We start from the raw sequence: 26,281 nt of genomic DNA on the forward strand, positions 1-26,281 counted from the left end.
GATGAACCATAAAAAAGCCTCGACTAAATCGAGGCTTTGAATGGTGTCGGCGTTAGAAGGAACGAATACTCTAAATGCGCCAGTTTTTGATTGTGGTTATTGTGCGGGATGAACCTGAGGGAAGCTCATGGTTGGGTGTTTTTCGACGATACTTTTGTATCCGTATACGTCTTCAATCATTGACGGCTTTAGCGCCTCCCAAGGACTTCCATCGCAAACTAAGTGTCCATCCTTCAATACCACTAATCGGTCGGAATATTGAGCAGCTAGGTTTAAGTCATGCAAAACTACGATAACCGCGGCATTGTGGTTGTCGGCTAATTCTCTCGCGATCTTTAAGGTGTTGTGCTGGTGGGCAAGATCCAGTGCTGATGTGGGTTCATCAAGCATCAAGATACATTGGTCACCAGAATAGTGAAGCTGGGTTAGCACTCGAGCCAAATGAACACGCTGTTTTTCACCGCCGGATAGCGAAGGGTAGAGCCTTTCACTCAGGTGAGTCACATCGGCAACATCCATTTTTTGACTAGCGATGTTGGTGAGGTTCTTGTTGGACTCTTGCAGAGGAATACCACCAAGCTCGACAACTTCATGTGCCAAAAATGGGAAGGTCAACGTACTGTGCTGAGGTAGCATAGCCAGATGCTTCGCCAATTTTTGAGAAGGCCACTTGTCTTTGGTGTGTCCAAAATATTGGATATCGCCGTTGCTTGATATCTCTTGGCACAAGGCTTTAAGTAACGTGCTTTTCCCTGCGCCATTTGGCCCAAGCAGTGTGGTTACCTTTCCAGCCTCAATCTCAATAGAAACGCCATCTAATATCACTTTGCTGCCGAACTTCACTTCGATATCGGTCGCTTTTAACGCTGAAGGAAACATTAAAGGATTCTCCCTTTCTGTTGAAATAGTAGATATAAGAAGAATGGGGCGCCGATAATCGCAGTGACAATACCAACAGGAAGTTCAGCCGGAGCAAGTACCACACGTGAGAACATGTCTGCGGCGGTTAGCAGCAGTGCGCCTAGTACCGCTGATAGTGGCAACAGAACTCGGTGGTCAGGGCCTGCCAACATGCGACCTAAATGTGGGATAACCAATCCAATAAAACCAATCATGCCAGACAGGCTAACTGTGATACCAACGCCCGCAGCCGTCAGTAGAATCAGCTTTCGTTTCAGCTTTTGAACTGGGATACCAAGGTGTTGCGCTTCTGACTCGCCCAGTAATAGAGCATTTAGAGACATCGCTTGGCGGTAGAAAACAACAAACAAGCCAACGAGCGTGACAGCTGCCAGCAAAATTCCTGACCACTTAGCGCCCGCCAATGAACCCATCGACCACAATGAAAGATCGCGCAGCATTTGGTCATCAGCAATGAAATTCAAGAAGCCAATACCTGCGCCAGAGAGCGCACTGATCGCCACACCCGCCAACAACATGATGGTGACAGAGGTGCCGAATTTACCTGTACCCAGCTTATACACCAGCAGCGTGGTTAAAGCGCCGCCAAGAAAAGCGAACACAGGAACCGCAGCAAAGTTCATGAAAGCAGGGTATTGAAGCGATAGCTCAGAGAACAAAACGATAGCCAGTGCAGCACCTAATGCTGCGCCCGCAGACACACCTATGATGCCAGGTTCTGCAAGTGGGTTTCGAAACAAACCCTGCATCACTGCACCACACAAGGCGAGGATCGCACCAATCAGCATGCACAAGATGGTTCTAGGTAAGCGGATCTCTTGAATCACTAAGTTGATGTGAGGTGCTAAGTCATTGTTTGGTTTAATTAAGCTTGTGGCGCTGTCCGCTAAGCTAATGTTCATTGGCCCAACAGTGATCGAGTACAGCGCGACAAAAGCTAGGGTTGCACCTAGAGCTAACATCGACGTTTTCAGTGGGACGGAGCGTAACAACATAAAGGGCCTCAATATCTATCGCTAACTTCGACCTCCTTCAACAACAGCGTGAGTCAGTTGGTGAGGGAAGCGAATTAGCGATAGCAGAAATAGGGTGGTTGAGTTATAGCGGGTAGATAAGTGCGTTTAGACGCTTTGCTTCAGAGAGGCTTTCTAGGCCAAGCCCGCCAACCAAAGCACTGCCATTTACGGTAATGATTTGTTTGTTCATACCTGCAGGCGTTGCCGCTAGCATAGGCAGTGATTTCAGGATGGCATCTGCGCCGCCCATTTTTTGATAACTACGGCCGCTTACTAAAATGACATCAGGTTGCATCTCAACGAGTGATTCCATTGAAAGTGGCTTGTAAGACGTTAAGCTCTGAGCGGCAGGGTTGATACCGCCAGCTAACTCGATGATTGCGTTTGGTGATGTTTCACCGCCAGCAACGTTGGCAGGGCGACCTTCATGCAGCAACAGGAATAGAACTTTCTTCGCTTCGTTGCTTGGTACTTGGTTCGCTTTCAGTGCTGCGATCTTTTGATTCACATCGGTTTTCACTTGCTGCGAGTGGTCTTCGGTATGGGTGATCTTTGCGATTTGGTCGATACGCTTTAATAGCCCTTCCACGTTTGCTTCAGTGTTAACAATCTCTACATCGACGCCTGCCGATTTTAATTGAGAGATAGCGTTGTCTGGTCCCATTTCATCCGAGCCAATCAATGTGGTTGGTTCTAGGGCAAGTAAGCCTTCCGCAGACAGGTTTCGGTGATAACCAATCTTTGGCAGGTTTTCTCCTTGAGGGAAGTGGCTGGTCACATCAATCGCGACTAACTGCTCTTCGGCACCTAATGCCAAAACCAATTCAGTAACGGCACTGCCAGCACTGATGATTCGAGGTTGTTCAGCGTCGTTGGCCATTGCGGGTGCGCTAAGTGCCAGGCTGATTGCAGCTAATGAAAGAAGAGGTGTCTTGGTCTTTAATTTATTGAGCACGTTTAAGTTGTTCATAATAAGTTCTTTATATTTTCTTTTTGTATCGCGAAGATACTCAGTGAGCAGTCCGTTCGCATTGTGAGTTCGAATCGATAGAGAGGCTTAGTCTGCTTGTTTAGTTTTATCAACCAGAAGCCAAACCTCGTGAAAATTGAGTGTCGCTCTAGCCATCGTCCGTGAGCAATTGAGTCGCTGGTATTCCGTTTTCTTGAAGGAATGAAAGCAACTTCACTAGGTTCTCCACGTTAGCGGCTTTATCTGCGCCAATGATGATCGGTTTTTTATCCGTTGAACCAGTCTCTTCTAACAGGGCAATCTTGAAATTTTCCCAGTCGATGTATTCTTGGCCGTTAATTGCCCAGTAGGGTTCGCGGTCTAAAATATTGACGCTAATCGAATCCTTGTGGACTTCAGAAACGTTTTTGACATCCGAGCTTGGCAGCTCAACTTCCAGTGACTCCAGCTTTACTGATGCCGTAAGCAATAGAAAAACCATCACGATAAAAATGATGTCGAGCAGCGGTGTTAAGTCTGGCGCTAGGCTCTGTGTGTGAGATGAGTGGGGCGTTTTAATCATGCTTGACTCACATCACCGATAGAGGTTTTGTTGATAGGCTTACCTTGAGTATCATCAGACTGATTGGTTTGAATCGACATGCCTTCTAGCCACACATTCACATAGTTCAATGTATGCTCCAATTGAGCCAGCACTCGATCGGCCCATAGCCCTAGTAGCTGAGCACCAGAAATAGCAGGAAGCGCAATCATCAAACCTGCTGCTGTGGTTCGCATTGCTAATCCAAGACCGTCTGCCAAATCATTAGGCGTGATGCTGCCTGTTGTCGCGGCAACGCCTTTAAACATCTCAATAAGACCAAGTACCGTACCAAGCAAGCCGATGAGTGGGCTGATCACGCCGATCAAACCAAGCAGTCTTAAACCTGCATGAAGCTGGTGGCGTTTTTCTTGTAGCCAGATCCCAGCGGCATCTTCACGTAACCCTTTTGAGAAAGAGTGGTGAGCAAGCAACATTGACACGCCCTTGTACAAGAGCGGGCGTTTACCTGAAATCGACTGAGCAAGCGCTTCAATCTCTTTGCTGTTGGTTGGTGAGGTTTGGTTTAACTCGCGACGAATGGCACGTTTGCCCACACCAATGCTGAGCATGACTTGGAAGACACGTTCAGCGATGATCATTGCTGTTAATGCTGAGCAGATAAGAAGAGGCCAAGTCATTAAGCCAAGTTGATCTTGTAAGTAACTGATTTGTTGCATGATTAATCCAACCTAAAACGAACAGGTATTTGTACTCGGTGAGCAATCGCTCGACCATTGACAGTGTGAGGTGAGAATTTCCATTGTTTAATGGCATCTAATGCGGCGTTATCGAGCATTAGCGCGCCTGATGAATTTACTAATGCTTGTTTAATTTGTTTGCCTTCAGCGTCTAGCCAGATCTCATAAGTCGCGACACCTTCTACGCCACGACGTCTTGCTTGGCGAGGGTAATTCGGTGGGGTAGGACGCGCAGAGAACGAAGGCTTAGTGACTAAAACCGGCTCTTGGTTTGATACGCCTTGGTTTACTTCCTGAGACTGGTTGGCAGATTCGTCCATATTCTTATCGACTTTCTTGTCGGCCAGTTTCTCTGGTTGAGTGGCTGGCTCTGGGCGTTCTTTCTTCACCACCTTTTTCTCAGTCACTGGTTTCTTTTGAACAGGCTTTTTCTCGACAACCTTCTTTTCAATCACTTTTTTCTCAACTTTCTTTGGTTGAGGTTTATTGGTGATCGCTTTTTTCTTTGGGGTTGGCTTAGTTTGCTTTGGCTCAACCGTTTTTGGTTCGGCTTGTGAGACGGTTTCTTTTATTGGCTCAGGTTTAACTGGCTCTGTGATTGTTTTTTGCTGAGCTTGTGAAGGAACGCTCTTAGGAGTGAAGTTGATCGATACCGTGTTCGATTGGCTACCTGCAGGCATCGCAAATACTTTGGATTCTTGAGCGACAAACAACAACGCGGCATGAATCACTAACGATGCACCGCCTGCAATAACATATCTAGGAACGTTCACAATCAATCCTTTACCAAATCAAAATTCTGTATCGGATTATTGCTTAGAATCTAAATAAGATCAATTATCAATTGCATTATCATTTACGTGTATTTATGATTCTCTCAGTTTTTAGCGAATAGTCTTCCAGACTTTGCTATGTAAGTGTTTAGAGAGATTATATGAGTCTTAATATTTATAAATTTGACGAATCAATCTTGGGCATTTCTAGCCCTGATCCGCTTCGTTTTGCGTTTGCGAAAAAGCATTCTGCACACGCCGGAGGAAGTTCAATTCCGGTCGACCCCAGTAAGAAGTTAGAACTCTTTGACGAACTGATGCTGAGTGAAGGGAAAAAACAGGATAAGCGTTGCTTGTATATCCACATTCCTTTCTGTCGTGTGCGTTGTACGTTTTGCAATTTCTTCCAAAATGCCGCAAGCCGTAAATTGGTGGATGAGTATTTCGATGCACTGATGGTCGAGCTAAAGCAGAAAGCTAAAACACCTTGGGCTCAGTCTGGACTATTTCACGCCGTCTATATTGGTGGCGGAACTCCCACCGATTTGTCGTCTCAACAAGTTGAGCAGCTGGGTAAAGCGATTCGTCAATATTTCCCACTAGCAAACGATGTTGAGATGACATTGGAAGGGCGCATCAATCGATTTGGTGACGAGATGTTTGATCGTGCGCTTGAAGGTGGCTTCAATCGTTTCTCGTTCGGTATTCAAAGTTTCAATACTCAGGTTCGACGTAGTGCTAAGCGCCTAGATGACCGAGAGGTTGTGCTAGAACGTATCAGTTCACTAAGCCGCACCGAGCAAGCGCCAATCGTTCTTGATCTGTTATACGGATTACCACACCAATCTATGGAAGTGTTCCAACAAGATTTAGAAGACTACATGTCTACTGGCGCACACGGCATTGACCTCTACCAACTGATTGTTGCGGGCAATGCACCTATGCTTAATCTTGTTGAGAAAGGAAAAATCCCACCGCCTGCGAATACGCCAGATAAGGCGAGCATGTATTTGGCGGGTGTGGAGTTCATGGCAAAAAATAAGGTCAAGCAACTGAGCGTAAACCACTGGACTCGTGATAACCGCGAACGCAGCATTTACAACAGCTTAGCGAAAACTTATGCCGAAGTTCTACCCATTGGTTGTGGCGCTGGTGGCAACATCGGCGGTCATGGTGTGATGCAGCATCGAACTTTAGACAGCTACATGGAGTCTATAAAGCAAGGTCAATTACCTATTGCCATGATGACTAAGCAAAGCTCATTAGAGCCTATCTTCTCAACATTAAAGGCAGGTTTCGATTCTGGTGTTGTTAGAAGAAGTACGCTACCGAGATTTATGGGGCAAGATACGTTCGACTACCTCAAGCCTTTGTTCGCGCATTGGGAAAAGAACGGTTTAGTTGAGCTTTCGGAAGATTATCTGAGCCTGACTATTGCTGGCAGCTTTTGGGCGGTAAGCCTAGCGCAGAGTGTGATTCAAGTGCTTAACGCTGAATACCAAGCTATGCACCCAGCGCCTAAAGCGTCAGGTTCGGGCGTACACCCGCATGCAAGTTTGAAGCACGCTTAATATCGAATTTTTAGTTTATAACTTACTCGTTTATACGGAACATATTCAATGACAGATACAACATTAGAAATGACAGAAACTCTAGAACAACGCGTAGCTCTAATTTTAGAAGAAGAGCCAAAACTACTGCCAACAGCAATTGCTGAGAAGCTAGGTGTTTCAGAGGTTGAAGTGGTTGCTGCTTTTCCAAACGACATGGCGGTAATGCTAGATGGCAGCCGTGCTCAAGAGATTCTAGAAGGTTTAGTGGGTTGGGGCCCTGTGACCACTATCGTGCATTCATTTGGTTCTATCTTTGAAGTTAAAGCGCAATTCCCGAAAGGTAAGGTAGCGCGTGGTTACTACAACCTAATGGGCAAAGAGGGCGAGCTTCATGGTCACCTTAAACTTGATAACGTTAAACATATCGGTTTGGTGAGCAAGGCGTTCATGGGTCGTGAAAGTCATTACTTCGGCTTCTTCAGTGAAACCGGTGAGAACATTTTTAAGATTTACCTAGGCCGCAACGAAAAGCGTGAGCTTATTGCCGACCAAGTAGAACGCTTCAAAGCGCTAAAAGAACAAGCTTAAGTTCAATTTACAGTAAATAATCAGCAGCAATCTTACATAGGGTTGCCAACTGGCTTAAACAAGACATCAATGCTCGAGGATCGTTTAGTTCGCTAATGATCGCTCAACCTTGGGCAAAAATAATAAATCAGAGAAAGTGAAGAAAGGAATTACCCATGGAACAGCAAGTAAAACAAGAACGTCTACAAGGTCGCCTAGGTCCAGAAATTAAAGAGTTTCGCCAAGAGCGCCGTACCCTTCAACTTGCAACGGTTGATGAAGAAGGTCGCCCGAACGTAAGTTACGCACCTTTCGTTCAGAACCAAGAAGGTTACTTTGTTCTAATTTCTGATATTGCTCGTCATGCTCGCAACTTGAAAGCGAACCCTCAGGTCTCTTTGATGATGATTGAAGACGAAGAGAGCTCGAAGCAACTTTACGCACGTAAACGTTTAACGTTTGATGCTCAAGCAAGTGTTGTGGAGCGTGAAACGGAACTTTGGACTCAAGTGATTGGCCAGATGCAAGAGCGTTTTGGTGAAATCATTGATGGTTTGAGCCAACTTCAAGACTTCTCTCTGTTTAACCTTAAAGCTGAGAACGGCCTGTTCGTTAAAGGCTTTGGTCAGGCATACCAAGTGTCAGGCGACGATCTGGTGGATTTCGTTCACCTACAAGAAGGTCACAAAAAAGTATCTAACGAGTAATCTCGTTTAATCGATTTCTTTAGGAGCCCTCCAATGTGAGGGCTTTTTTATGTCTAAATCAAAGAGTTTGGTATATTGGCGTTTGATGACTATTTATATGTAAGGATCGGTACGTGAAACCAGTAAGTCGAGATTGGGACGAGTTCTGTTACCCGTTTATTTATGAAGACAGTCCTATCTGTGATTTTGAGATTTTGTCGGATGAACTTTGTTGCCGAGTTGGATTGGTGTTGTCTTTAGAGCTAGAGCCTCAGGTTCGTGAGATCCTGCAACGCTTGCAGCCAAACATCTACCATTTGAATGGCTCTGTGCGCGGTAAGCTTGCCATCACCGAGTCTGAATTGGTCGAGCTCAAGCAAGATTATCATCGTATCCGTGAGCATTTAGAAGGGGGGTTTAAAGGCTTTGTCTTACCCGGTGGACACCGAGTGTCTAGTGAACTTCACTTGTGTCGTTGTCAGGCTAAGAAAGTTGTGCGAGCTTTGGTGAGTATTGAACATCATGAAAGCAAAAAGTCGCCAGACCCGATTCTTTTTAAATACGCCAACCTAGTCGCGAACACTCTCTATGCATTGGCCTCTTTTACCAATCATGTGAATGAAGTCGAGGAAGTGGAATTTGTGAGTAAGAGCTACTCTATGCCGAAAAAGTCTATGCCAGAAAACAAAGACTAACGGTTAGCTCTATTCTTATTAAGATTTGAAGAAAGAAGAGACTAAGAAGCTAAACCATTGAGCACTATGCCAGTTTTAGCTTCTATAACAGAGCCTAAGCAGCCGTAGAGGCGCCGTTTAAGACTTTTGCGCCGCGTAGCATAGCTTCGATTAATTCACCCGCGTTGAACTTCTCAAGCGCTTCATGCGCCCCCACCTGATTAGCACGGTCGACACAGATCTCACTGGACAGTGAGGTATGCAAAATACAGTAAGCGTGACTTAAAGCGCTGTCGTTTTGCACTTCAAATGCAAGCTCATAACCATCTAATCCCGGCATCTCGATATCACTCACCAGAAGATCAATGGCATTGCCAGCGCTGGCTTGGCGTCGCATTAGGTCGATGGCATCTAAGCCGTTGTTACATATGCTGTAAGGGATGTTGATGCTGTCTAAGGCATCAGATAACTGTTTACGTGCAATCAAAGAGTCATCCACTAATAAGATGTTCAATGCTTTGAGGCGTTCCCTTTCTACATCGGTCAGCATCGGGATATGAGCATTCTCATAAGCTGGGTAGATCTTAGAAAGCAGCAGTTCCACATCGAGCATTTGCACAATACGGTCTTCAAAACGTGTAATACCCGTTACAAACACATTGCGACCCACACTGGTGGGTGGAGATTCAATGCTCTTCCAGTCGCATTCAATGATTTTATCAATTGAACGAACCAAGAACGCCACAACTGTTCTCAAACAGTCAGTAACGATGAGTACACAATCTTGGTATTCAGCGGGTGTTATCGGACGGAAGCCAATCGCAGCGGACATATCAATCACAGGAACTGTAAGGTCGCGGATAGTCACTGTACCAATCACGTGATGATGGGAGTAGGGGATCTGAGTCATCGGCTGAAAAGGGACGATTTCTCTAACCTTAAGCGTGCCAATCGCAAAACTTTGAGTGAGGGACAACTTGAACATCAACATTCCCTGTGACTGACTCGCTTTACTGATCGGTTTGGCCATAAGTGGCTCCTACTTAATACGCGCTTAATTTATAAGGATTAATTTAAAGGGAAATGGAAGCCGCAGCAAGTCGCGATGCGGTTTTTAATGGCCTTTAAGGCAGTTGTTTTCGGTTATAGAGTGAAGAATAGCGGTTCTTGGGTTAAAATCACGCTAAACGCTGGCTGTCGATGAATTTATGTCGATAAGCCGTTAGCGGCAAACAGATTTACAACAGTCAGTTCATTCGCGATGTTCTAAGTAATCGTCGTAAGTAAACTGGCAGCAACAAACTGAGAATTATCATGGCAAGAACAGCAGCAGCGCTTCATATTTTGGTGAAGCATAAAGAACTAGCAGAAGACATCATGACGCAGCTTAAAAAGGGCGCTAAATTTCAAACGCTAGCGAAGAAACATTCAACCTGTCCATCTGGTAAAAAGGGCGGCGACCTAGGTGAGTTCAAAAAAGGTCAAATGGTGCCTCAGTTTGATAAGGTTTGTTTCTCTGGCGAGACGCTTGTACCACACCTTGTGAAAACAAAATTTGGCTGGCACGTCGTGAAAGTGCTTTGGCGAAACTAACATACTTTTATTTGTGTGTTTATCATCCAAAACCCTTGCGTATGCGAGGGTTTTTGCTTTCTGTATGCAAGTTTCGTTGATAGTGCTTTCTACTCAATATAGTGTGTTACACAACACCAGTACTAAGGCTAATCTCACATGAAAAAAGCACTTTTATATGTCCGTTTCTCCACTGCAAAACAAGAGCTTGGCGACAGTGTTGAACGACAGACGGAAAAGGCAGAAAGTTGGTGTAAGGATAACAATGTCGAATTGCTTGATAATCGATTTCACGACTTGGGTGTATCTGCATTCAAGGAGGGAGGCAAACGTCCTGCTTTAGCTGATTTAATCGATGTCATAGAAACTGGAAAATTAAGTGTCGATTACTGCTTATTTGAAAACGCAGACCGCCTTACACGTCGTGGTTATGCTCATGCGCTAGAGTTAGTGAACAAATTGGTTGGCTTAGGTGTAAGTCTCATTATTTTAGATGGGCGTTATGTTTACGACAAATCGACGATGGGAAATGGTCTTACTCCAATACTCCCTTTGTTGTTTGATGCTGACCGTGCCTACAATGAATCTTTGCGTAAATCGAATCTAATCAAAAGCGCAAAAGCTAAAGTTGTCGATGGCAATATCATCAAAGGGAAATTGCCTTTTTGGGTTTCACTAGAAAATGATGTGCCAGTTCTGAATGATAAAGCACAGTATGCCGAGCTTATGTTGTCTGGAAAGCTAAAGGGACAGTCAAATCAATCAGTAGCAAAACAGCTTAATGCTATGAATCCCAAAGGATTATCAGGTAAAGGCTGGGGTGGTTCGATAGTACGTCAGACTATAAAGAATCACGCTCTATACGGGGCAAAGGTTTATTACAGCACTGGCGAGGATGGTAGGACATTAACACCGATTAAAAAAGTGCCTGATATGTTCCCTGCATTAGTAGATTTTGATGTTTGGGAAAGCTTACAACAGAGGCGTAAAGGTCGAACGTCGAAAAAGAGTGCATTCACTGGATTAATGAAGTGTGGTCATTGTGGTTCTGGTATGGTTCAGCGAACTAATACCTACAAAGGTAAGAAGCTAATGTATCGCAAGTGTATTGGTGCAACCGAGGGGCGTTGCCATAACGTTCATCTGATTAGAGAGCCTGACGTTATCTTAAACAAAATGCTGTCTAGTATGACGTACACAGTATCTCAAGATTACAAGAGTCAAACGCCAGAGCTACTAGCGGCATTAGAATTTGAAAAAGAGCTACTGATTGACGCTCGACAGAACAGAGACTTAAAGGCTGCTAAAAGGGCTAATGCTGAGATTAGTAGGCTAGAAGTTCAGTTGGATGAGTCTAGAGAGAATGATGAAAAGCAATCGTCAGAAGTCGAAGTTGAGTATAAAAGCATTTTCGATTTGCCGACTGAGCCAGAGCAAAACACCATGTTCAAGAAGCTGATTGATAAGGTTGAGGTTCTGTTTTTGCGCAAATACGGTAAAACTGGCGCAGTCTTCAAGCTCACATGCATTCAAGCTAATGGTCATAAAATTATACGAACATTAGAGCAACGACATGGCTTTGGTAACTATAGATTGATGGGGACTCATGATAGTGAGAAGTTGCTTAACGAGATAAAAGCAATGGAGGTGGGGTCTCATGAAGACTATGAATTTTATGATGACTAAATACAGCTGCGATTGTCGAAGTTTCCACTCGTAACGGACTCGTAAACGCATAAGGGCGAATCTCTTAGATGAGGTTCGCCCTTTCATATCATATGTACAAAGTGTCAAAGGGCTCACGGAAAAGGGCAACTTGTTTGATTGAGTCTGGCTAACTGATTACAGTTATTAACAGTCAGATATCAAATGTAACTATATGAGAAATAAATGAAAAATAAAATATTCATCATGGCAATGTTAGCTGCATCTTCTTGTAGTGCTTTTGCAGAAACTAGAACACAAACCATCTTATACAACAGTACCAATGCGAAAATGACCCATTTAGTAATAAAGGATAAGTTTACGCAAAAAGTAGCAGTAGACTCTATAAGTTTACTTTTGGGATACGATACCAATACGTCAAACACTATCAGAATATTTTGCACCCGCGAAAATGATAATTTATCAGGCGCATTTAAGATTAAAGTTGAAAGTCGTAATCTGGAAGATAAAAGAATCAAATTTGATGGCGAAGATGTGGTTAATGCGGCTTCCGAAATTCACTATAATCAGGATGGATTTTTGGATAAATTGAAGTCTCATAACAGCTATGAAATCCTTCATTATGGAGAACTTAAAAAAGTTAGTTTGGCGGGTTCCACGAAATTAATTGAAAAATGTACTAATCATATAAAAATCAGCGAATCGGCTTATAGAAAGGCTGAAGAAATTCTAGACAGTAATAATGCAGAACTTGAGCGAAATGCACCACAGGATGTCAGAATAGTGTTGGCGGAAAAGAAAAAAGAGAGACTAGCGACTCGCCAGAACGAACTAGTTAATCTTCCTATTGCTCCTCTTGAAGCAGAAGAAGAGGGTGGCGGTTTATTCAAAAAGAAGAGTCTATCAATTAGAGTTGCAGGAAGAAGTGAGGTTATGACTCATTCTCTACAGGCGAATGATATTAGGCTTTATGTCGGTGATTATCAGGTGTTTAGGTATGAATTTCATCATGGGAAGGAATACAAGTATCCTGTGGAAAATATAATTAAGATTAGACTAGATGGTGACTCTTTTTATAGCAGCACGGATAATGAAGGGCTAGTAACGTCATCTAAAGGTAAAAATCCTTATTATGTTCTTTCGGCTGACGGCGAGGTATTCGCATTCCCTCTAGAGGAGGTAATTAAAAAAATCAAAAAGTTCAGTGGAATTGACGTTTAATATTTGAGTGAAAATGGTTTTTAAAGGGCGAGCCTCAAGTGAGGTTCGCCCTTTCTTATGCTAAGGCGCATATAAAACACATTGTTTATAGCCCTGATTTTCGATGTTACAATGGTCATAATCTTACGATATAAATACACACAGAGTTGTTAGAGGTGCTTTCCTAGCACCAAATACGGGTTTATCGCTCACTGATTTGCAGAGACGTGAGCACCTCTAACAATTTTAATAAACCGACTGCAAATCGGTCTTTTCAAAACTCCTGTATTTTCAAATACCCAAATTTTTAAAAGATTTTCTAATCACCCTTATCTGGTGATGGTTTTTGCACGTCTAAAGAAAAGGAAATCAAGATGAAAAACAAGCTATATATTCACGAACACCCACCAGGCTCAGGCAAGACGTTTGCAATGACTAACCTGATTAAGAAATCAGATTGTAGGGTAGTTTTTGCTGTACCGACTTTGAAGCTAGTCTATGAAATTAACAGCTTACTAGATGATTGCATGGTGATAACCAACGAGATACCACCTAGAGGGCAATCGGTCAGTGAGTACCTATTTCATAACAAAGACTGCATTGATGAAACGAGAGTAATTTTAACGACCCATTCCACTTTGTTACGTCATACTGAATACTTCGGCGACCGTACACTTATCATTGATGAACTACCGCTAGAGATTTTACAGTTCAAATCAATCTGGACGAGTCAGGCAGATGCATCATTCCTTGACTTGATTATGAGTAGTCGTGAGCAAGTAGAGAAACGATTGGCTGAATATAAACAAGGCTCTAGTGAGCTGTCAGACGAGAAAGCAGAACTGCTAGATGCTTACCTTTCTAGTGAGTTCGCATTAGAACGCAGTCAAGGTAAAGAAAAAGTGGGTTATCACTATGCATACTATGTTGACCCTAAGAAATTCGAGAGTTTTTCACAAATCCACTTAATGGCAGCGACGGTAAAAGACACTATCCCATATCTATATTTTACAAAGATGTGCGGATATGAGGCAGGTACGTCGTGTGATGATGAATTTCTAGTTCGTGGTAACCAAATGGACAATAAGGTAACTATCTACCCGCTAGCGGTCTATTGTGATTCAGAGCGCGACTTCATTAGTCGCGAGGTACTAGAAAAGCATTTCGATTCTATGGTTGATATCGTACAAAAGAATGTTGATGACGATATCATAACCATTACTAACAAAGAGCGACAGAAAGCACTCAGAGAACCTCTAGAGCTTATCCCGACTAAAGCACATGGTCTTAACGCATATAAGCACAAAACAACGGCAGCGGTCATTTACAGCGCGAATCCTAACCCTTATCAAATCCCGTTTATGGAAAAATGTAGTCAAGCATTAGGGTATGACAAAAGCTATTTGACTGATGCATACGTGAATCAGAACGTGTTAGACGTGGTTTACCAAGCAGTGACTAGAACCTGCATCAGAGTTCCAGATGATAAGAGAGATTGCGTGTTCTTCGTACCAGACATGAGGGCAGCTAACTTTCTAATAGAAAGACTACCTAATGCAAGTATTGACCAATCAAAAGCTATTCAGTTATTTGATGAGATTGGAGCACCCAAAGGCAATACAAATGCGAAAGGTAAAGGCTGTCCCGTGATTAAAACACTAGGCGGATGCAGAAAGAAAGCGGGACGACTGGTTAAGAAATTCGAGAATGCAAATGGATTTAAACCTGATGCGAATGAACCTAAACACATGCTTAGGCTTAAAAAAGCTTTAGCAATGGGACGAGTACCGAAAGACTTTAGCTTTGATGTGAGTGAACTCGCTTAAGCGATAATTAAAAGTGTCCCAAACAATCCTATAAAGTACTTATAAGAGTTGAATTGGACACTTTCTTGTATGCAGTATTAGCAAGCTGACCGCTTGCACTCAATCACCGACGGGGCATCGGCTCAATCGTCATCACGTTTAAAGGACTTCATTCAATGTGATTTCACACACTACGTCGCGTAGCGACAGCATGAGCGCAGCGAATGCACAATCACATACCAACGTGAGTATTACGTTTAATCTCATATGCAGTGTTTAACACGCTACGCGTGTACGACTGGCGTCGTACTGTACTTTCGGCATTCAAACTTAAAGTTCTTCTATATAGTAACTTTATATTTGAAAACGTAATAAACGTAATCTGATGTAGTTTTACTGATTAATCACGTTGAGCGTAACCAGTCACGCAGTGGCGTGAATGTCCAAATCTCGTGGCGTGGCCACTCAATTCGTCCAAACAATTTAAAATTCAAACTTCATTTAATGAGACTAAACACTGCGTTGAGCGTAGCGAAACAGCGCGTGAGCGCACAATCCCGTATTACGTCTATTACATTTTAGCAAGCTAGCTTGCACGGCAAAGCCGTCAAGCTCTATTCAATAGCGTTACAGCTAGTGGTTTGTCTATTTTTGCACTAAAAGCTTAGGGGGAGATTTAGCACTAACTGTAACACGTTTTAGATTGGTCAACTTTAGGTGAATGTTACATGTAGTGACTTTTGACTACTTGCACTTAAAGTGCTTAGTTTGGTTTTTCACTATCTGTAACATATTCAGGGGGGATTTTCGCTTGATACGCTGGTAAGGTGTTGATTTTGCGTTAGAACCCGTGTGAGTGTGATGGAAATAAACCTATCTTCAAGTGAATACCTTTCAGACAAAGCAGATTTAATGCCGCCGTCGAATGGGTTGTATCTTATAAATGCAGGTACTGGTGTTGGTAAGACATTTTATATGACCAATCAAAGTCACCTTCACAACGATGTCGTCGTTTTTCCTCAAAAATCAATACTAGTTCAGCAAGAACTTAAAGCGAAGCAAGAAGGGAAAAATCTTAACTTGTTGCAGTTAGAGCATTTCATTAGAAAGGATGTTAATGACTTTATCGCTATGGGTTGTAAGGCGATTCACGTTGATGAAATACAATTAATATATGAGTGTGGCTATCGAGATATTGCCGTGTCTGGTCTTTATTATCAGTTGAAGCGCTTATCTAAACACTTTCCCGTATATTGTTATTCAGGGACATACAAGCAACCGTTGTCACCTATTGAGTTTCAATGGGTTGATGTTAATAAAACCCCACCCAAGAGAGAGGTTGTATTATTTCACACCACGGCAAAAAAAGACTCAGACACGCAAAGTCATAATGGCTTCACTAATGAGTTATTGGTTAATTGCATTAATAATCAGTTCAAAGAGTCGGGTAAGCCAGTCTTATTTTTCAATAATAACCATCACCAAAATGAAGAATTAGCAAAAGTATTACTCCAAGAGTTTAATCTTCGCAGTGTCGCAGTTAATAGAGATTCAGTCCGTGATTCAAACCATCCATTCCAAGACCTAGCAAAAAAAGAATTCATTAAAGATATGGGGTGTGATGTTGTATTGGCAACCAGTGCGTTAGAAGAGGGCATCAACGTCAATGATAGCGTTTGTGTCATATCTGTTCAGACTGCGGGTGAAAGGTTAGTTCAGCAATTTGGTAGAGCGAGAAACGCGAACTTAGCTACATATGTACTGATATGTGGTATTGGAGATGGCGAGATTACTGACAGTAAGGCAATGTCAATATCGCAAAGCTCAATAGGTGACGGGTATGATAAAGAGAAATCTAGGCTGTCTTATGGAATTGGATATAAAGAAAATAGCATAAAGGTGCAAGTCGTTAGAGATTGCTGTTGCGCTCGCTCAGTTCAGGTTACTAGATTACAAAGGCCTAAGTATGGCCTTCAAGTTATTAAGGAACTAGAGTCTTATGGCTACACCATTGATACGGCTAGAATTAATGAGTACGAAAAGCAAGGTGAAGTCAAGTTACCCAAGATAAAGAAGTCACAAATAATTGAGCTACTTAAAACTGAGTGTGCAAATTTGGATGAGTTGATTGAACAGGGTATTGGGCGAGTAGTTATTGATGTTGCAATATCGAGGGCGAAAAGCTTCAAAGAAAAATATGATTCAATTAGCTTGGGGAAGTCGGAGCGTTGGCTAGATGCGTATGAGAATTTGAGTGGCGATGCAATTATATACATGCTTTCAATTAATGATGATGACATCAATAATTTTAGAGGGCCAATAGAAAAAATTAGACAAAGGAAACCACGCTTAACACCAGAGCAATTAGACAAGGTGTCTGATTGGTTTTGGGGTAATTTTAACGCAGATGGTTCTGACTCTTGGTTGGAAGATAGCGCAAACAAGTCTCGCTCAAAGCTCTTTCGTTGGTTAGCAGGCTACAGGCTTGATAAGTCAAATAACGTTTATATTGTTGATGATTCTATTGATGAGTGGTGGTTAGTTAAGGTAGATAGGAAAAAGCAACAACAGCTATCGAGACACAAAAAAACACTGAAAGAGAATAATCTTTCAATTGGTGAGATTTGCAATGCGACAAATAATAACCAAAATGAAATTGCACACTTGAGTAAAAAGCAGTTGAGTGAGCTTATAGGTGTGATTTAGTTATACGTGGTGACGAATACCGCGGTCAGACAACCAAGTGTAGAATCTAGAGCGTGACACCTTGCAGTCACGCTCGGCAAGTTTCGTAAGTATCTTTGTCTTTGCTGTTCCCTTGTCTAGCTCCGACAATATCATAGCTGTGTGTTCGTCTATCTTAGATTTAATAACAGCACCATGAGAGCGACCAGACGTTAGACCTTGCGATTTGCGTCTAGCGTGACCCGCTTTAGCTCGTTCACTGCGTTTCTTAGCTTCTTGCGCACTTGCGAATGATTGACCTACTACGGTGAATATGGTCTCAGCGTCGTCGGCATTAGCTTTGTTAATTACACGGCTATCATAAGCAAGATGCAGTTCACCACGTTCAGCAATCTGAGCGATTGCACCGATTAATTGCATTACCTTGTTGCGCCCTAAGCGCGTGATGTCACTAACGATAATGCTAGAACCTGCGTTTATGAGGGCAGATAGTTTTCTGTCTTGTAAGTCAGTCTTACTACCAGATACATGTTCTTCTACCCAATCAGTGATAACAATGTCATTACGGTCGGCGTAACTTTTAATTGCTTCACGCTGACTATTACCGTCTGCTTTGTTGATGTCCGAAACACGAATATAACCAATCATAAAACCACCCATCCTGTTTAGTGCACTTATAATCCAATAGACAGGACGGATTTGCAAGGGTTTAAATGTCCTGTTTAATGTAATCACTAGGCAGGACACATAAATACTGATGTGGACGTAGTGAACCCACGCAACCTTTTCTTATGCATTTTATTTGTGAATTCAAAGCGACCTTTAACGGGTCGCTTTTTTTTGTGTCTGAAACATCGCAATTTTCCGACTGGCAACACCACTAAATAGGTTATGTAAGCAATGGGGTATTTGACACACCTAACATTGTGCGGGTTGTTGCGTCTCCCCGTAATTCCGAAATTAGATGCAATAAATTTGAGTTTTTACTGGCCGACCTGATTCGCGGTCAGTGTTTTTTAGGACAAACAAAATGGCAGATAAAGACCAACGATATTATGAGAAGAACAAGAAACGGATTCTTGAGAAAGCTAAGGCAGCACACCAGAGAGCGACAGCGACAAAGACGTTTAATGAACTACTGGCAGAGTTTGCGACAGCAAACCAACTAAAGACAGCAAAGTACTTGCATACACTACTGGCAGAGTTCGGTATCAAAGCTGATTACATGGCATTGCTCTATCGCGAGCATGAACGTAGCAAATCAGAAATGGACTTTAAACAGTGGCTGGTGGAGAGGTTGATAAATGCAGATTAAACAAACTAGACCCTCGCTAGTTGCAGGGCATAGCAAATTGATTTTCAAATCACTTAAAGACTTAGAGCGAAAAGACCTTACCAATGTCATTGGCAGGTTTGACGGTAACGAAACCGCTAGTTTTCTGGTTGACGGTGCATCAGGGCAAAAGTTCAACGCGCTATTTAACCATGGTGTCGCTATCCATTTAGCTAAAGGTTCTGACGGAAATTATTACCTAACTGACTTGATTGATAACGTTAGTTTCGTTGAGCCGATCGGCTCAACAAAAAAGTACGAACACATCAATCTCAACCAAAAAGCACTAGATGAGCGTATTGATTATCTACCCGAAGATGATTTTCTAGTTCATTTAGCAGAGAGCAATGATAGTGATAGTTATATTCCCTTGGTATTCACAACCAATGCACTACAACACGAATTCACTATAGGGCATATCAGTGGTGATAAATTCACATTAAATGATGGTCTTCCATATTTTGATTTCACAGTAAATGAGGTTGAAAAAGATGATGGAGGAGTGGTCGCTATTGTTGATAATGCAAGCTTGAACGGGCGCACTTTGCTTGAACTGACCAATAAGTTTAAGTCACTTGATACCGATGACGAACCAATCATTAGTGAATCACAATCTGAACCCGTGGATGAGATGGTTCAGTCAGCAATGAATTGGTTAGTAAGGAGCGGTATGTAATGAATTATGTAATTAGAAACACGACCACTAGCATGTGTTGGAATCTTCCTTTAGGTACAAAGTTGCCTAAAGGTCGATACGCTGATGGGTCATATGTTGAGACGTTAGCGGATGAGTTAAAAGCTGATATCAAACGCGATATGAAAGCGAATGATTTTAGACTGCATATGAATGAGCACTTTGATATGAGGCATGTTTTTATCGTTGAGATTCAGAGCGTATACACCAAGGATGCCAGAGAGATTCCGCTAGCCAGTCGCTACAAGGACGCTAAACGCAAGGCCAAGCGTAAGGGGGAGTAATGCTTGATTCCGAAACAGCGAAAGAGCTACAAAAACTATCAGCAGAAAAACGAACAGAGAATGCATTGGCGCGTCGCGCTTTCAATGATGCACTAACCAAAGAGCCAGAGCTTATCGCAAAGTTGATTGGCTCAAACTCAGAACAGTTAGCTAGTACGAAACTGGGCGGTGAATGGTTGCTAAACTCGGCACAATCAATTTTGGTGAACTCGATTCTTGAGCAACAAAAGCAAGCGCATAAACTTGAGCTTGAACAGCTAAAGGCCAACCTGAAAACTACTGATACCATTGAAATCAAAACTCACCCTGATTTGACTGATAGTAAACACGTTTGGTCATTTGATGAGCTAGTGAATACATATGTTATGAGCAATACAAGCAGTAGAGAGCTACTGGCCTTGTTTAGTCAGAACAAATCAGATGAGCCACAAGTTGACGAGCAAAACCGCTTACTAGAGATTTGGAGGGCGTTCAATGGATGAGAAATCAGAATCTAGCATTCCACAAGTGCTAGAAAAAGACGTGTATCAGCCTGATATCGGCGAACAGGTTGGGCAAGAACAAGAGATTGTTTTCATTGGTACTATCAATGACATTATGAAGAAATACGGTAATGCAGAACAGAGCAAGGAAAAGAAAAAATGGAAGCCTTAATTTTGGTTTGCTGCCTTATCAACCCTGTGCCTGATACGCCTAATGGAAAGATTGAAAACAGTATTATAATCAATAGCTTTAATGATAGTTCTTTTGAAGTGAAGCCAGTGTGTTATGTGGTTGAAGATGAAAAACAATGTAAAAGTAAGAGCAAAAAGCCGACCTAATCAGTCGGCTTTTTGTTATGTATTTGATTTTAAGTACAAAAATGCACACATTCCAAACACAAACCAAATTGCAGATACCTTGAGTGCAAAGTTTAATCTGTGTAGTTTGATTTCTCGAATGTATATCAGCTTCATATGTTCAAAAGAGAGTTCTAGCTCAATTTCGTCAGGCGTATCGGGGTATGACTGAGCGAAATTAGCTACATCTTTATCGGCCTTGATTATCTCCCTGTTTAGGAGTGAATCCAAAAAACCAAAGCGATAAAGCCCGCCACTGTAGAATGAGCCTTTGCAGGTGCTCTCACTTACAATGTGATTAGCGGGGTTGTCTATAGCGGATATTGTTCTCACCAATGCACAAATTGCAACAAACCAAATGCCAAAAAAGGCAAATGTAACGGTTTGATGCTCAAGCATTACTGATAACTGAGTTAAGTAGTTCCATATGTGTGATATCTGAGAGAATGGAAGTAGCAGCCCGGCTAAAAGCGCGCCAACTTTAACGTCGGTAGCTCGAATGGTAGCTTGACAATCAGCTATGGCAGCACTGATGAACTGAGTCTTACTATCCATTATTCTTGACCCATTCATTCATACCTGTATTGATGACATTGCCATGGTAGCAGTCTCTTTCATAGTTTTTGCTCAATAAATTCTGGTTGCTTTCTTTTAGGTTGTTGTAAAATACATTGGAAACCATTATTTCATTATCTGAGTATGATTTATTACCAAATCCACACAGCTCAGCCGCTTCACTAACCAAGCTACCTAGCCAGACAACCTCGTTTATACCGCTTCCTTTGTAACCAGATTTAATTAACAATGATTTGCCATATGACATTCCAACACCAACGGTTATCTCTGAGTAGCCTCTTTTTTTGTATTTTATATTAAGCGTATCAATAAGTGATGATATCTTGGCTGCGATATCGAATAATGCGTCAATATCATATGTTTTTGGTGTATCAATAATACCCCAAACGCAATCCCCCTCAATACAGACCTCTTTAACTTTACTGTGACTTTTTATTAGGGCAATAAGTTCAGATATGTAGGTCTTGTAGATTTTAGCTAGAACTGGGTTTGTGTGCTTTTTGTTTAGCTCTTTGGATTTTCTAATATCTACAAAAATCGCCGAGCAGTACACGTTAAAGCCGTTGTTAAAGGTCAGTTCATCTCTAGATGGGATAGACTTCTTTTCAGTGTAGTTGGCGTCAGCGCCTTTTAAGATTTCGTCGATTCGTTCTCTGCTTTTTGCAAAGTCGTACGCGCTAAATTCTGCTTTCATTCACTATCTCTTAGTCTTCGTTTCGGTATGAGGCGTGTACACCATCTTGATAACCCATCGCAAAAGCTGCGTGGGGGCTTTTATGGCGAACCGTTCCCGCCTGACTTTCTGGGAGAGAGTCGATATCAATATCAAATCGCTCCGAGCGGTCTAGTCCTGCTTGGTAACCGCGTTCGTAAGCACAACCGCTGCATTTATGGCGACCTGCGCCGCCTTGGTCATGTGGCAGGGATTCGAAGAAAGGCCATTCTCTGTGGGCGCTATTACAAATAGTCATAGTTACTCCTAACGCTTTTTATTGGATTGAGATAAAACAGAAGCGGCGAACTCTTTTGTTTCGTCGCTGTATTTGTCGCTTTGTAGAACTGCGGAGGCTTTGGATTCCATATCTTTGCCAGTCTGCTTGCTTTTATCCGCTTGTGACATTGCGCTGGCGGCTAATGACTTCTTAATCTTTGATGCGCTAGGGTCGGAAAGGGTTTGGGCTGCTTTAGATGCAACCTTTTTGGATGTGGTTTTCTTGTTCATTAGAGCCTCCAGTACTGACGATTTAGTAACCATATATTATCTGAGGGCTATATTTGGATTTTCAATAGGGTAGGGGTAAAAAAATGAACTAGCTCAATCAGTTAATTGATAGTTATATCATTTGGAGGCGCTGTGTTCATGTGTTAGATTAAACATTTTACTAAGGTTCTTTACAGAACTTAGTTATAAATATGTGTTAGATTGAATAAAAGGAGCGTATATACGCTCCTTTTTTGTCACTTTTTTGCGCATTTAAAAGCACTATGGCTGAGTGTTCATCCCAGACGTTATGCGATAATTGGCGCTACGCCCTTAACTATCCGCCGTGACTAATCGGTGAGAGGAGGAGGGGTTTTAATGAGTAACTCATATAATAAATACCATCCTTAAGGAAATTTATGCAGCTTTGCCTTTTAGCCTTTGTATTTATCTAGAAAGCTGTAAACGAGTTTGGTAGGAGAACAACATGGAGAGTTCAGCTATGTTAAGCAATCCAGCGACAGATGTCATATTGCATGCCTTTGACTGGTGCTACGCTGACGTAATGAAGAACGCCCCACTGATCCAAGAGTTGGGTTATAAATCTGTTTTAGTATCACCGGCGATGAAATCGCTGCGCGGCCCTAAAGGTTGCGATCGAAATTCTGGTACTCAATGGTGGCAACGCTATCAGCCCCAAGACTATCGTGTGATCGATAATCAGTTGGGTGACACACAAGATTTTAAAGCGATGGTCGACACGTTAAAGCGACATGGGCTTCGTACTTATGTGGATGTGGTGTTTAACCACATGGCCAACGAATCGGGTATCCGCGGTGATCTAACGTATCCCAATCAGCAAGATATGGCGTCTTATCAAAAAGATGCTGACTATTATGAATCCATACGTTTGTTTGGTGACCTTTCTGAGCCTCTTTTTGATGAGAACGACTTCGTGGAAGCGTTTGGTATCAAGAACTGGAAAGACACGTGGGAAGTGCAAAACGGGCGTATTACCGGTGGCGCCAGCGATCCTGGCCTGCCAACGCTACTCGATAACGATAATGTGGTGGCACAACAAAGAGCCTACCTAAAAGCACTGAAAGAGATTGGTGTGAAAGGATTTCGCATTGATGCGGCAAAGCATATGACACTGGCACACCTACGCAAGGTGTGGACGGATGACATCTGCGAAGAAATGCACATCTTCGGTGAGATCATTACCGATGGCGGCGCGACAGAAGAAGAGTATGAGCTGTTCCTTGAGCCTTATCTTAAACACACTCGCTTAGGCGCTTACGATTTCCCGTTGTTCAACACCATCTTCAAAGCATTTGAAGAGCAGGGCAGCTTTAAGTCTTTGATTAACCCATACTGTTTTGGTCAGGCTCTGTCGAATATGCGAGCGATCACGTTTGCGGTCACTCATGATATTCCCAATAACGAGGTGTTTTTGGAGCATGTGATGGATGAAGTGGATGAGCGATTGGCTCATGCTTTCATTCTTGGTCGAGACGGCGGTGTGCCGCTTGTTTACAGTGAACTGAGCACCAGCGGTATTCTGGACAAGAGCGGTCAGCCTCGTTGGCTTAACGACTGGCAAGCGCCTTACATGAAAAGCATGATTCAATTCCATAACCATGTTCATGGCGAAGCGATGCGTGTGGTTGAAGCGAATGATGATTTGTTGGTGTTTGTCCGTGGCGATAAAGGCATTGTGGTGATCAACAAGTCGAAGCGAAGCAAAACAGCCTCATTAAATTGGACTGGTGCGGTAACCGATTTACTGTCGGATGATGTGTTTGAATGTGTTGGTAAGGATTTAACCATCAAGGTGGAATCGAACCAATGCATGATGTTAACGACGAATGAATTGAAGCCTGTCACGAGTTAACTTGGATAGACTAGAAAGAGAAGCCCCGCTTACTGGCAATCAGTAATCGGGGCTTTTTATTTTAAGCTATTGCTCGGTAACTAAACCAAATGGCGACTCAGCCAAACGGCAACTGAGCCAAACCTTGGTTAAACCGTAAACTTATTCAATAGCTCGTCTTGTTGGCGAACATTGTCAGTTTGCTGCTGCATTGCGGTATTCGCTTCTTGGGCCGCTGTTGATACTTGTGTTGAAAGGTCTTTGATCTTAACAGTGTTGTTATTGATCTCTTCCGCTACTAAGCTCTGCTCTTCTGCCGCTGAAGCAATCTGGATGTTCATATCTGAGATGCGTTGAATCGCGTCACGGATACGGTCAAGTGAAGAGTTCGCTTGCTGAGCGCGTTCAACGGCGTCAGTGGCTGTGTCTTTACTTTGGTTCATCGCGTTCGATACTGAGCTTGCACCCGCTTGGAGCTGCTCGATCATGTTGCGGATTTCCGTAGTTGATTCTTGAGTACGTTGTGCCAGAGTACGAACTTCATCGGCAACGACTGCGAAACCACGGCCTGATTCACCAGCACGCGCCGCTTCAATAGCCGCATTCAATGCCAGTAGGTTGGTTTGGTCTGCAATATCGTTGATTACTTTTAGAATTGTTTCGATGTTGGCTGTTGCTGATTCAAGTACTTGTACTTCGGCAACCGCTTGGTCGATACGTGCTGAAAGGTTATCAATCGCTTGAGTGGTGTCACTTACGACAGATGTGCCGTCTAGCGTTGCTTCGTCTGCTTCACGGGCTGCCGCTGCTGCGCCTTGAGCATTGTTTGCAACTTCAGTTGCAGTAACCGCCATCTCGTTCATTGCAGTCGCTAACTGTTCAAGCTCTTCCAGTTGGGTATTCATCGCTTTCGCTGATTCGCCTGCACCTTTAACCGTGATTTCAGTACCACGCTTAATTTCAACACCAATCGCTTTCGATTGAATGATCTGATTTTGCAGGTTTTCAGTAAAGGTGTTGAAACCTTTCGCTAGGTCAGAGAACTCTTGGTCTGTGTTGGTATCTAGGCGCTTAGTTAAATCACCTTGACCGCTCGCCACATCTTGAATGGCTTGGTTAAGCGCATCCAGTGGACGCATTAACACACGAATCAGAACAGTCAGTGCAATGATGCTGAGAATAACTGCAATCAAAGAGTAGATCATTGAGCTGTTCTTCAACTCTTCAACGGTTTGGAACGCGATCTCTTCATCGAGGATTGCACCGATGTACCAATCTTCACTAGGGATGTGGGTGAAATTAACTAGGAACATTTTGCCGTCGACTTCAATTTCTTGAGAGCCTTCACGAATAGTCGCTTGTGGCATGTAGCTTGATAGCGTTTCACCGTTGTTTTTCGCATTTGGGTGAGCAATCGTGGTGCCGTCGGCTGTTACTAGGAACAGGTAACCCGCATCAAACAAGTTCACTTGGTTGATCAAGGTAGCAAGGTTCGTCAATTCTAGGTCGTAGAACATACCCGCAGTAAAGCGGCCGTTGTCTTTAACTGGAGTACCTACTGATATGATGACTTTCTTACTTGATGCATCCACATAAGGAGCGGTAACAACTAAACTGTTTTTGGATTTAGCATCAATGTACCAAGGACGAATTCGTGGGTCGTAGTCTGGACCGGCATCCCAACCATCATCATTTTCAATAACGAAACCGTTTGCTTCATAACCAAAACCAACCGCTAGGAAGCTGTTTTTAAGCTTTGGCTTTTCTAAGATTTCTTTAACGTAAGCGCGATCTTCAGGGTTGATCTCGATGACTTCAGTCGTCGATTGAGCCAACGCTTTCTTGGCGTTCATCTCCGATACGACGGTATTTTTCACGCCCGAGACCATCTCTTTCAGGCTCGCATTGACGTGGTTTTCTACTGCACTTCTTACAGTGTAAAGTTGTTGTATTGAAAGCAATGATACTGTCACTAGCAGCAAGGCTGATGATGCAGCAACCACCTTATGGCTAAATTTCATTGAGTTTTCCCCTTCTCACAGGCTTTGCGAAGACTAAAGTTAATCGTGTTTTTGTAATTATATATATCGACTAGATTGGATTTTACTTGAAT

General features: G+C 42.9%; 29 protein-coding genes. 16 read left to right on the top strand and 13 right to left on the bottom strand.

Annotated features, from left to right (window positions below; all coding sequences use genetic code 11):
• Positions 1-96: 96 nt before the first annotated feature.
• The 6 genes from AB4133_RS01645 to AB4133_RS01670 form a co-directional block, all read right to left on the bottom strand.
• Complete coding sequence (locus tag AB4133_RS01645; protein ID WP_017077386.1) at positions 97-879, bottom strand: heme ABC transporter ATP-binding protein; 783 nt, start codon at positions 877-879, stop codon at positions 97-99.
• Complete coding sequence (locus tag AB4133_RS01650; protein ID WP_017064312.1) at positions 879-1,916, bottom strand: iron ABC transporter permease; 1,038 nt, start codon at positions 1,914-1,916, stop codon at positions 879-881. Before AB4133_RS01650 ends, AB4133_RS01645 begins: the two co-directional genes overlap by 1 nt.
• A 103-nt stretch (positions 1,917-2,019) precedes the next feature.
• On the bottom strand, positions 2,020-2,907 hold the full coding sequence (locus tag AB4133_RS01655; protein ID WP_017062757.1) for a hemin ABC transporter substrate-binding protein: 888 nt from the start codon (positions 2,905-2,907) through the stop codon (positions 2,020-2,022).
• Positions 2,908-3,055: 148 nt separating this feature from the next.
• Positions 3,056-3,469 (bottom strand): biopolymer transporter ExbD, encoded by a 414-nt coding sequence (locus tag AB4133_RS01660; RefSeq protein WP_017062756.1) that lies wholly within the window; start codon positions 3,467-3,469, stop codon positions 3,056-3,058.
• The gene (locus AB4133_RS01665) at positions 3,466-4,167 is read right to left on the bottom strand and encodes a MotA/TolQ/ExbB proton channel family protein (RefSeq protein WP_065583702.1); all 702 of its coding nucleotides are present in this window, start codon (positions 4,165-4,167) and stop codon (positions 3,466-3,468) included. Before AB4133_RS01665 ends, AB4133_RS01660 begins: the two co-directional genes overlap by 4 nt.
• Positions 4,168-4,169: 2 nt before the next feature.
• The gene (locus tag AB4133_RS01670) at positions 4,170-4,961 is read right to left on the bottom strand and encodes an energy transducer TonB (RefSeq protein ID WP_102321339.1); all 792 of its coding nucleotides are present in this window, start codon (positions 4,959-4,961) and stop codon (positions 4,170-4,172) included.
• A gap of 161 nt (positions 4,962-5,122) precedes the next feature.
• On the opposite strand from AB4133_RS01670, the gene hutW reads away from it, so the two are divergent.
• The 4 genes from hutW to AB4133_RS01690 all read left to right on the top strand — a co-directional run bounded on the left by hutW (position 5,123) and on the right by AB4133_RS01690 (position 8,462).
• Entirely contained in the window at positions 5,123-6,532 is a 1,410-nt protein-coding gene (hutW, locus tag AB4133_RS01675) for a heme anaerobic degradation radical SAM methyltransferase ChuW/HutW (RefSeq protein ID WP_017067420.1), read from the top strand.
• 48 nt (positions 6,533-6,580) lie between these two features.
• Positions 6,581-7,102 carry a heme utilization cystosolic carrier protein HutX gene (hutX, locus tag AB4133_RS01680; protein ID WP_372223833.1) on the top strand — a complete coding sequence of 174 codons (522 nt, stop codon included), beginning with the start codon at positions 6,581-6,583 and terminating at the stop codon, positions 7,100-7,102.
• Between the two features lie 155 nt (positions 7,103-7,257).
• A complete protein-coding gene (gene hutZ / locus AB4133_RS01685; RefSeq protein ID WP_004731858.1) occupies positions 7,258-7,788 on the top strand; it encodes a heme utilization protein HutZ in 531 nt (176 codons plus the stop codon).
• Positions 7,789-7,901: 113 nt separating this feature from the next.
• A complete protein-coding gene (locus AB4133_RS01690; protein WP_372223834.1) occupies positions 7,902-8,462 on the top strand; it encodes an ATP:cob(I)alamin adenosyltransferase in 561 nt (186 codons plus the stop codon).
• Between the two features lie 94 nt (positions 8,463-8,556).
• Here AB4133_RS01690 and AB4133_RS01695 read toward each other — a convergent pair whose 3' ends face one another.
• Entirely contained in the window at positions 8,557-9,471 is a 915-nt protein-coding gene (locus AB4133_RS01695; protein WP_017062751.1) for a chemotaxis protein, read from the bottom strand.
• A 281-nt stretch (positions 9,472-9,752) separates the two neighbouring features.
• On the opposite strand from AB4133_RS01695, the gene ppiC reads away from it, so the two are divergent.
• The 5 genes from ppiC to AB4133_RS01720 all read left to right on the top strand — a co-directional run bounded on the left by ppiC (position 9,753) and on the right by AB4133_RS01720 (position 17,389).
• Complete coding sequence (gene ppiC, locus AB4133_RS01700) at positions 9,753-10,034, top strand: peptidylprolyl isomerase PpiC (protein ID WP_372223865.1); 282 nt, start codon at positions 9,753-9,755, stop codon at positions 10,032-10,034.
• A 138-nt stretch (positions 10,035-10,172) separates the two neighbouring features.
• Complete coding sequence (locus AB4133_RS01705) at positions 10,173-11,699, top strand: recombinase family protein (RefSeq protein ID WP_372223835.1); 1,527 nt, start codon at positions 10,173-10,175, stop codon at positions 11,697-11,699.
• Between the two features lie 204 nt (positions 11,700-11,903).
• On the top strand, positions 11,904-12,899 hold the full coding sequence (locus tag AB4133_RS01710) for a hypothetical protein (protein ID WP_372104003.1): 996 nt from the start codon (positions 11,904-11,906) through the stop codon (positions 12,897-12,899).
• Positions 12,900-13,252: 353 nt separating this feature from the next.
• Complete coding sequence (locus tag AB4133_RS01715) at positions 13,253-14,704, top strand: hypothetical protein (RefSeq protein WP_372223837.1); 1,452 nt, start codon at positions 13,253-13,255, stop codon at positions 14,702-14,704.
• An 831-nt stretch (positions 14,705-15,535) separates the two neighbouring features.
• Complete coding sequence (locus AB4133_RS01720; RefSeq protein ID WP_372223838.1) at positions 15,536-17,389, top strand: hypothetical protein; 1,854 nt, start codon at positions 15,536-15,538, stop codon at positions 17,387-17,389.
• On the opposite strand, the gene AB4133_RS01725 is transcribed toward AB4133_RS01720, so the two are convergent.
• Positions 17,390-18,016, bottom strand: coding sequence for a recombinase family protein (locus AB4133_RS01725; protein WP_372223840.1), 627 nt, complete (start codon positions 18,014-18,016; stop codon positions 17,390-17,392).
• Positions 18,017-18,398: 382 nt separating this feature from the next.
• Between AB4133_RS01725 and AB4133_RS01730 the strand changes: the two genes are divergently transcribed.
• The 6 genes from AB4133_RS01730 to AB4133_RS01755 are packed head-to-tail and all read left to right on the top strand — an operon-like array spanning position 18,399 to position 20,500.
• The gene (locus AB4133_RS01730) at positions 18,399-18,683 is read left to right on the top strand and encodes a hypothetical protein (protein ID WP_372223841.1); all 285 of its coding nucleotides are present in this window, start codon (positions 18,399-18,401) and stop codon (positions 18,681-18,683) included.
• Positions 18,673-19,377, top strand: coding sequence for a hypothetical protein (locus AB4133_RS01735; RefSeq protein ID WP_372223842.1), 705 nt, complete (start codon positions 18,673-18,675; stop codon positions 19,375-19,377). The genes AB4133_RS01730 and AB4133_RS01735 overlap by 11 nt, the downstream gene beginning before the upstream one ends.
• A complete protein-coding gene (locus AB4133_RS01740; protein WP_372223843.1) occupies positions 19,377-19,679 on the top strand; it encodes a hypothetical protein in 303 nt (100 codons plus the stop codon). Before AB4133_RS01735 ends, AB4133_RS01740 begins: the two co-directional genes overlap by 1 nt.
• Positions 19,679-20,161 carry a hypothetical protein gene (locus AB4133_RS01745; protein WP_372223845.1) on the top strand — a complete coding sequence of 161 codons (483 nt, stop codon included), beginning with the start codon at positions 19,679-19,681 and terminating at the stop codon, positions 20,159-20,161. Before AB4133_RS01740 ends, AB4133_RS01745 begins: the two co-directional genes overlap by 1 nt.
• Complete coding sequence (locus AB4133_RS01750) at positions 20,154-20,333, top strand: hypothetical protein (RefSeq protein ID WP_372223847.1); 180 nt, start codon at positions 20,154-20,156, stop codon at positions 20,331-20,333. The genes AB4133_RS01745 and AB4133_RS01750 overlap by 8 nt, the downstream gene beginning before the upstream one ends.
• Positions 20,321-20,500 (top strand): hypothetical protein, encoded by a 180-nt coding sequence (locus tag AB4133_RS01755; protein WP_372223848.1) that lies wholly within the window; start codon positions 20,321-20,323, stop codon positions 20,498-20,500. The genes AB4133_RS01750 and AB4133_RS01755 overlap by 13 nt, the downstream gene beginning before the upstream one ends.
• Positions 20,501-20,515: 15 nt before the next feature.
• On the opposite strand, the gene AB4133_RS01760 is transcribed toward AB4133_RS01755, so the two are convergent.
• Genes AB4133_RS01760 through AB4133_RS01775 form a run of 4 tightly spaced genes read right to left on the bottom strand, consistent with a single transcriptional unit; the run spans position 20,516 to position 22,316 of the window.
• A complete protein-coding gene (locus AB4133_RS01760) occupies positions 20,516-21,073 on the bottom strand; it encodes a hypothetical protein (RefSeq protein WP_372223849.1) in 558 nt (185 codons plus the stop codon).
• Positions 21,066-21,788, bottom strand: a complete 723-nt coding sequence (locus AB4133_RS01765; RefSeq protein ID WP_372223850.1) for an adenylate/guanylate cyclase domain-containing protein — start codon at positions 21,786-21,788, stop codon at positions 21,066-21,068. Before AB4133_RS01765 ends, AB4133_RS01760 begins: the two co-directional genes overlap by 8 nt.
• A 10-nt stretch (positions 21,789-21,798) precedes the next feature.
• Positions 21,799-22,065 carry a hypothetical protein gene (locus tag AB4133_RS01770; RefSeq protein WP_372223852.1) on the bottom strand — a complete coding sequence of 89 codons (267 nt, stop codon included), beginning with the start codon at positions 22,063-22,065 and terminating at the stop codon, positions 21,799-21,801.
• Between the two features lie 8 nt (positions 22,066-22,073).
• Entirely contained in the window at positions 22,074-22,316 is a 243-nt protein-coding gene (locus tag AB4133_RS01775; protein WP_102277764.1) for a hypothetical protein, read from the bottom strand.
• A 466-nt stretch (positions 22,317-22,782) separates the two neighbouring features.
• Between AB4133_RS01775 and AB4133_RS01780 the strand changes: the two genes are divergently transcribed.
• Entirely contained in the window at positions 22,783-24,189 is a 1,407-nt protein-coding gene (locus AB4133_RS01780) for an alpha-amylase family glycosyl hydrolase (protein WP_372110937.1), read from the top strand.
• 128 nt (positions 24,190-24,317) lie between these two features.
• Here AB4133_RS01780 and AB4133_RS01785 read toward each other — a convergent pair whose 3' ends face one another.
• Complete coding sequence (locus tag AB4133_RS01785) at positions 24,318-26,189, bottom strand: methyl-accepting chemotaxis protein (RefSeq protein WP_372223853.1); 1,872 nt, start codon at positions 26,187-26,189, stop codon at positions 24,318-24,320.
• Positions 26,190-26,281: the final 92 nt, after the last annotated feature.

The sequence above is a fragment of the Vibrio sp. 10N.286.52.F8 genome, assembly GCF_041468745.1.
GTDB lineage: Bacteria > Pseudomonadota > Gammaproteobacteria > Enterobacterales > Vibrionaceae > Vibrio > Vibrio crassostreae_C.

What these genes read in the sequence shown, in the direction of transcription:
- AB4133_RS01775 (WP_102277764.1), bottom strand. Translation starts at nt 22,316, where the DNA reads ATGAACAAGAAAACCACATCCAAAAAGGTTGCATCTAAAGCAGCCCAA.
- hutZ (WP_004731858.1), top strand. Translation starts at nt 7,258, where the DNA reads ATGGAACAGCAAGTAAAACAAGAACGTCTACAAGGTCGCCTAGGTCCA.
- hutX (WP_372223833.1), top strand. Translation starts at nt 6,581, where the DNA reads ATGACAGATACAACATTAGAAATGACAGAAACTCTAGAACAACGCGTA.
- AB4133_RS01780 (WP_372110937.1), top strand. Translation starts at nt 22,783, where the DNA reads ATGGAGAGTTCAGCTATGTTAAGCAATCCAGCGACAGATGTCATATTG.
- AB4133_RS01765 (WP_372223850.1), bottom strand. Translation starts at nt 21,788, where the DNA reads ATGAAAGCAGAATTTAGCGCGTACGACTTTGCAAAAAGCAGAGAACGA.
- AB4133_RS01645 (WP_017077386.1), bottom strand. Translation starts at nt 879, where the DNA reads ATGTTTCCTTCAGCGTTAAAAGCGACCGATATCGAAGTGAAGTTCGGC.
- AB4133_RS01715 (WP_372223837.1), top strand. Translation starts at nt 13,253, where the DNA reads ATGAAAAACAAGCTATATATTCACGAACACCCACCAGGCTCAGGCAAG.
- AB4133_RS01660 (WP_017062756.1), bottom strand. Translation starts at nt 3,469, where the DNA reads ATGATTAAAACGCCCCACTCATCTCACACACAGAGCCTAGCGCCAGAC.
- AB4133_RS01755 (WP_372223848.1), top strand. Translation starts at nt 20,321, where the DNA reads ATGGAAGCCTTAATTTTGGTTTGCTGCCTTATCAACCCTGTGCCTGAT.
- AB4133_RS01760 (WP_372223849.1), bottom strand. Translation starts at nt 21,073, where the DNA reads ATGGATAGTAAGACTCAGTTCATCAGTGCTGCCATAGCTGATTGTCAA.
- AB4133_RS01705 (WP_372223835.1), top strand. Translation starts at nt 10,173, where the DNA reads ATGAAAAAAGCACTTTTATATGTCCGTTTCTCCACTGCAAAACAAGAG.
- AB4133_RS01725 (WP_372223840.1), bottom strand. Translation starts at nt 18,016, where the DNA reads ATGATTGGTTATATTCGTGTTTCGGACATCAACAAAGCAGACGGTAAT.
- AB4133_RS01770 (WP_372223852.1), bottom strand. Translation starts at nt 22,065, where the DNA reads ATGACTATTTGTAATAGCGCCCACAGAGAATGGCCTTTCTTCGAATCC.
- AB4133_RS01735 (WP_372223842.1), top strand. Translation starts at nt 18,673, where the DNA reads ATGCAGATTAAACAAACTAGACCCTCGCTAGTTGCAGGGCATAGCAAA.
- AB4133_RS01745 (WP_372223845.1), top strand. Translation starts at nt 19,679, where the DNA reads ATGCTTGATTCCGAAACAGCGAAAGAGCTACAAAAACTATCAGCAGAA.
- AB4133_RS01650 (WP_017064312.1), bottom strand. Translation starts at nt 1,916, where the DNA reads ATGTTGTTACGCTCCGTCCCACTGAAAACGTCGATGTTAGCTCTAGGT.
- AB4133_RS01665 (WP_065583702.1), bottom strand. Translation starts at nt 4,167, where the DNA reads ATGCAACAAATCAGTTACTTACAAGATCAACTTGGCTTAATGACTTGG.
- AB4133_RS01730 (WP_372223841.1), top strand. Translation starts at nt 18,399, where the DNA reads ATGGCAGATAAAGACCAACGATATTATGAGAAGAACAAGAAACGGATT.
- AB4133_RS01695 (WP_017062751.1), bottom strand. Translation starts at nt 9,471, where the DNA reads ATGGCCAAACCGATCAGTAAAGCGAGTCAGTCACAGGGAATGTTGATG.
- AB4133_RS01655 (WP_017062757.1), bottom strand. Translation starts at nt 2,907, where the DNA reads ATGAACAACTTAAACGTGCTCAATAAATTAAAGACCAAGACACCTCTT.
- AB4133_RS01710 (WP_372104003.1), top strand. Translation starts at nt 11,904, where the DNA reads ATGAAAAATAAAATATTCATCATGGCAATGTTAGCTGCATCTTCTTGT.
- hutW (WP_017067420.1), top strand. Translation starts at nt 5,123, where the DNA reads ATGAGTCTTAATATTTATAAATTTGACGAATCAATCTTGGGCATTTCT.
- AB4133_RS01750 (WP_372223847.1), top strand. Translation starts at nt 20,154, where the DNA reads ATGGATGAGAAATCAGAATCTAGCATTCCACAAGTGCTAGAAAAAGAC.
- AB4133_RS01785 (WP_372223853.1), bottom strand. Translation starts at nt 26,189, where the DNA reads ATGAAATTTAGCCATAAGGTGGTTGCTGCATCATCAGCCTTGCTGCTA.
- AB4133_RS01740 (WP_372223843.1), top strand. Translation starts at nt 19,377, where the DNA reads ATGAATTATGTAATTAGAAACACGACCACTAGCATGTGTTGGAATCTT.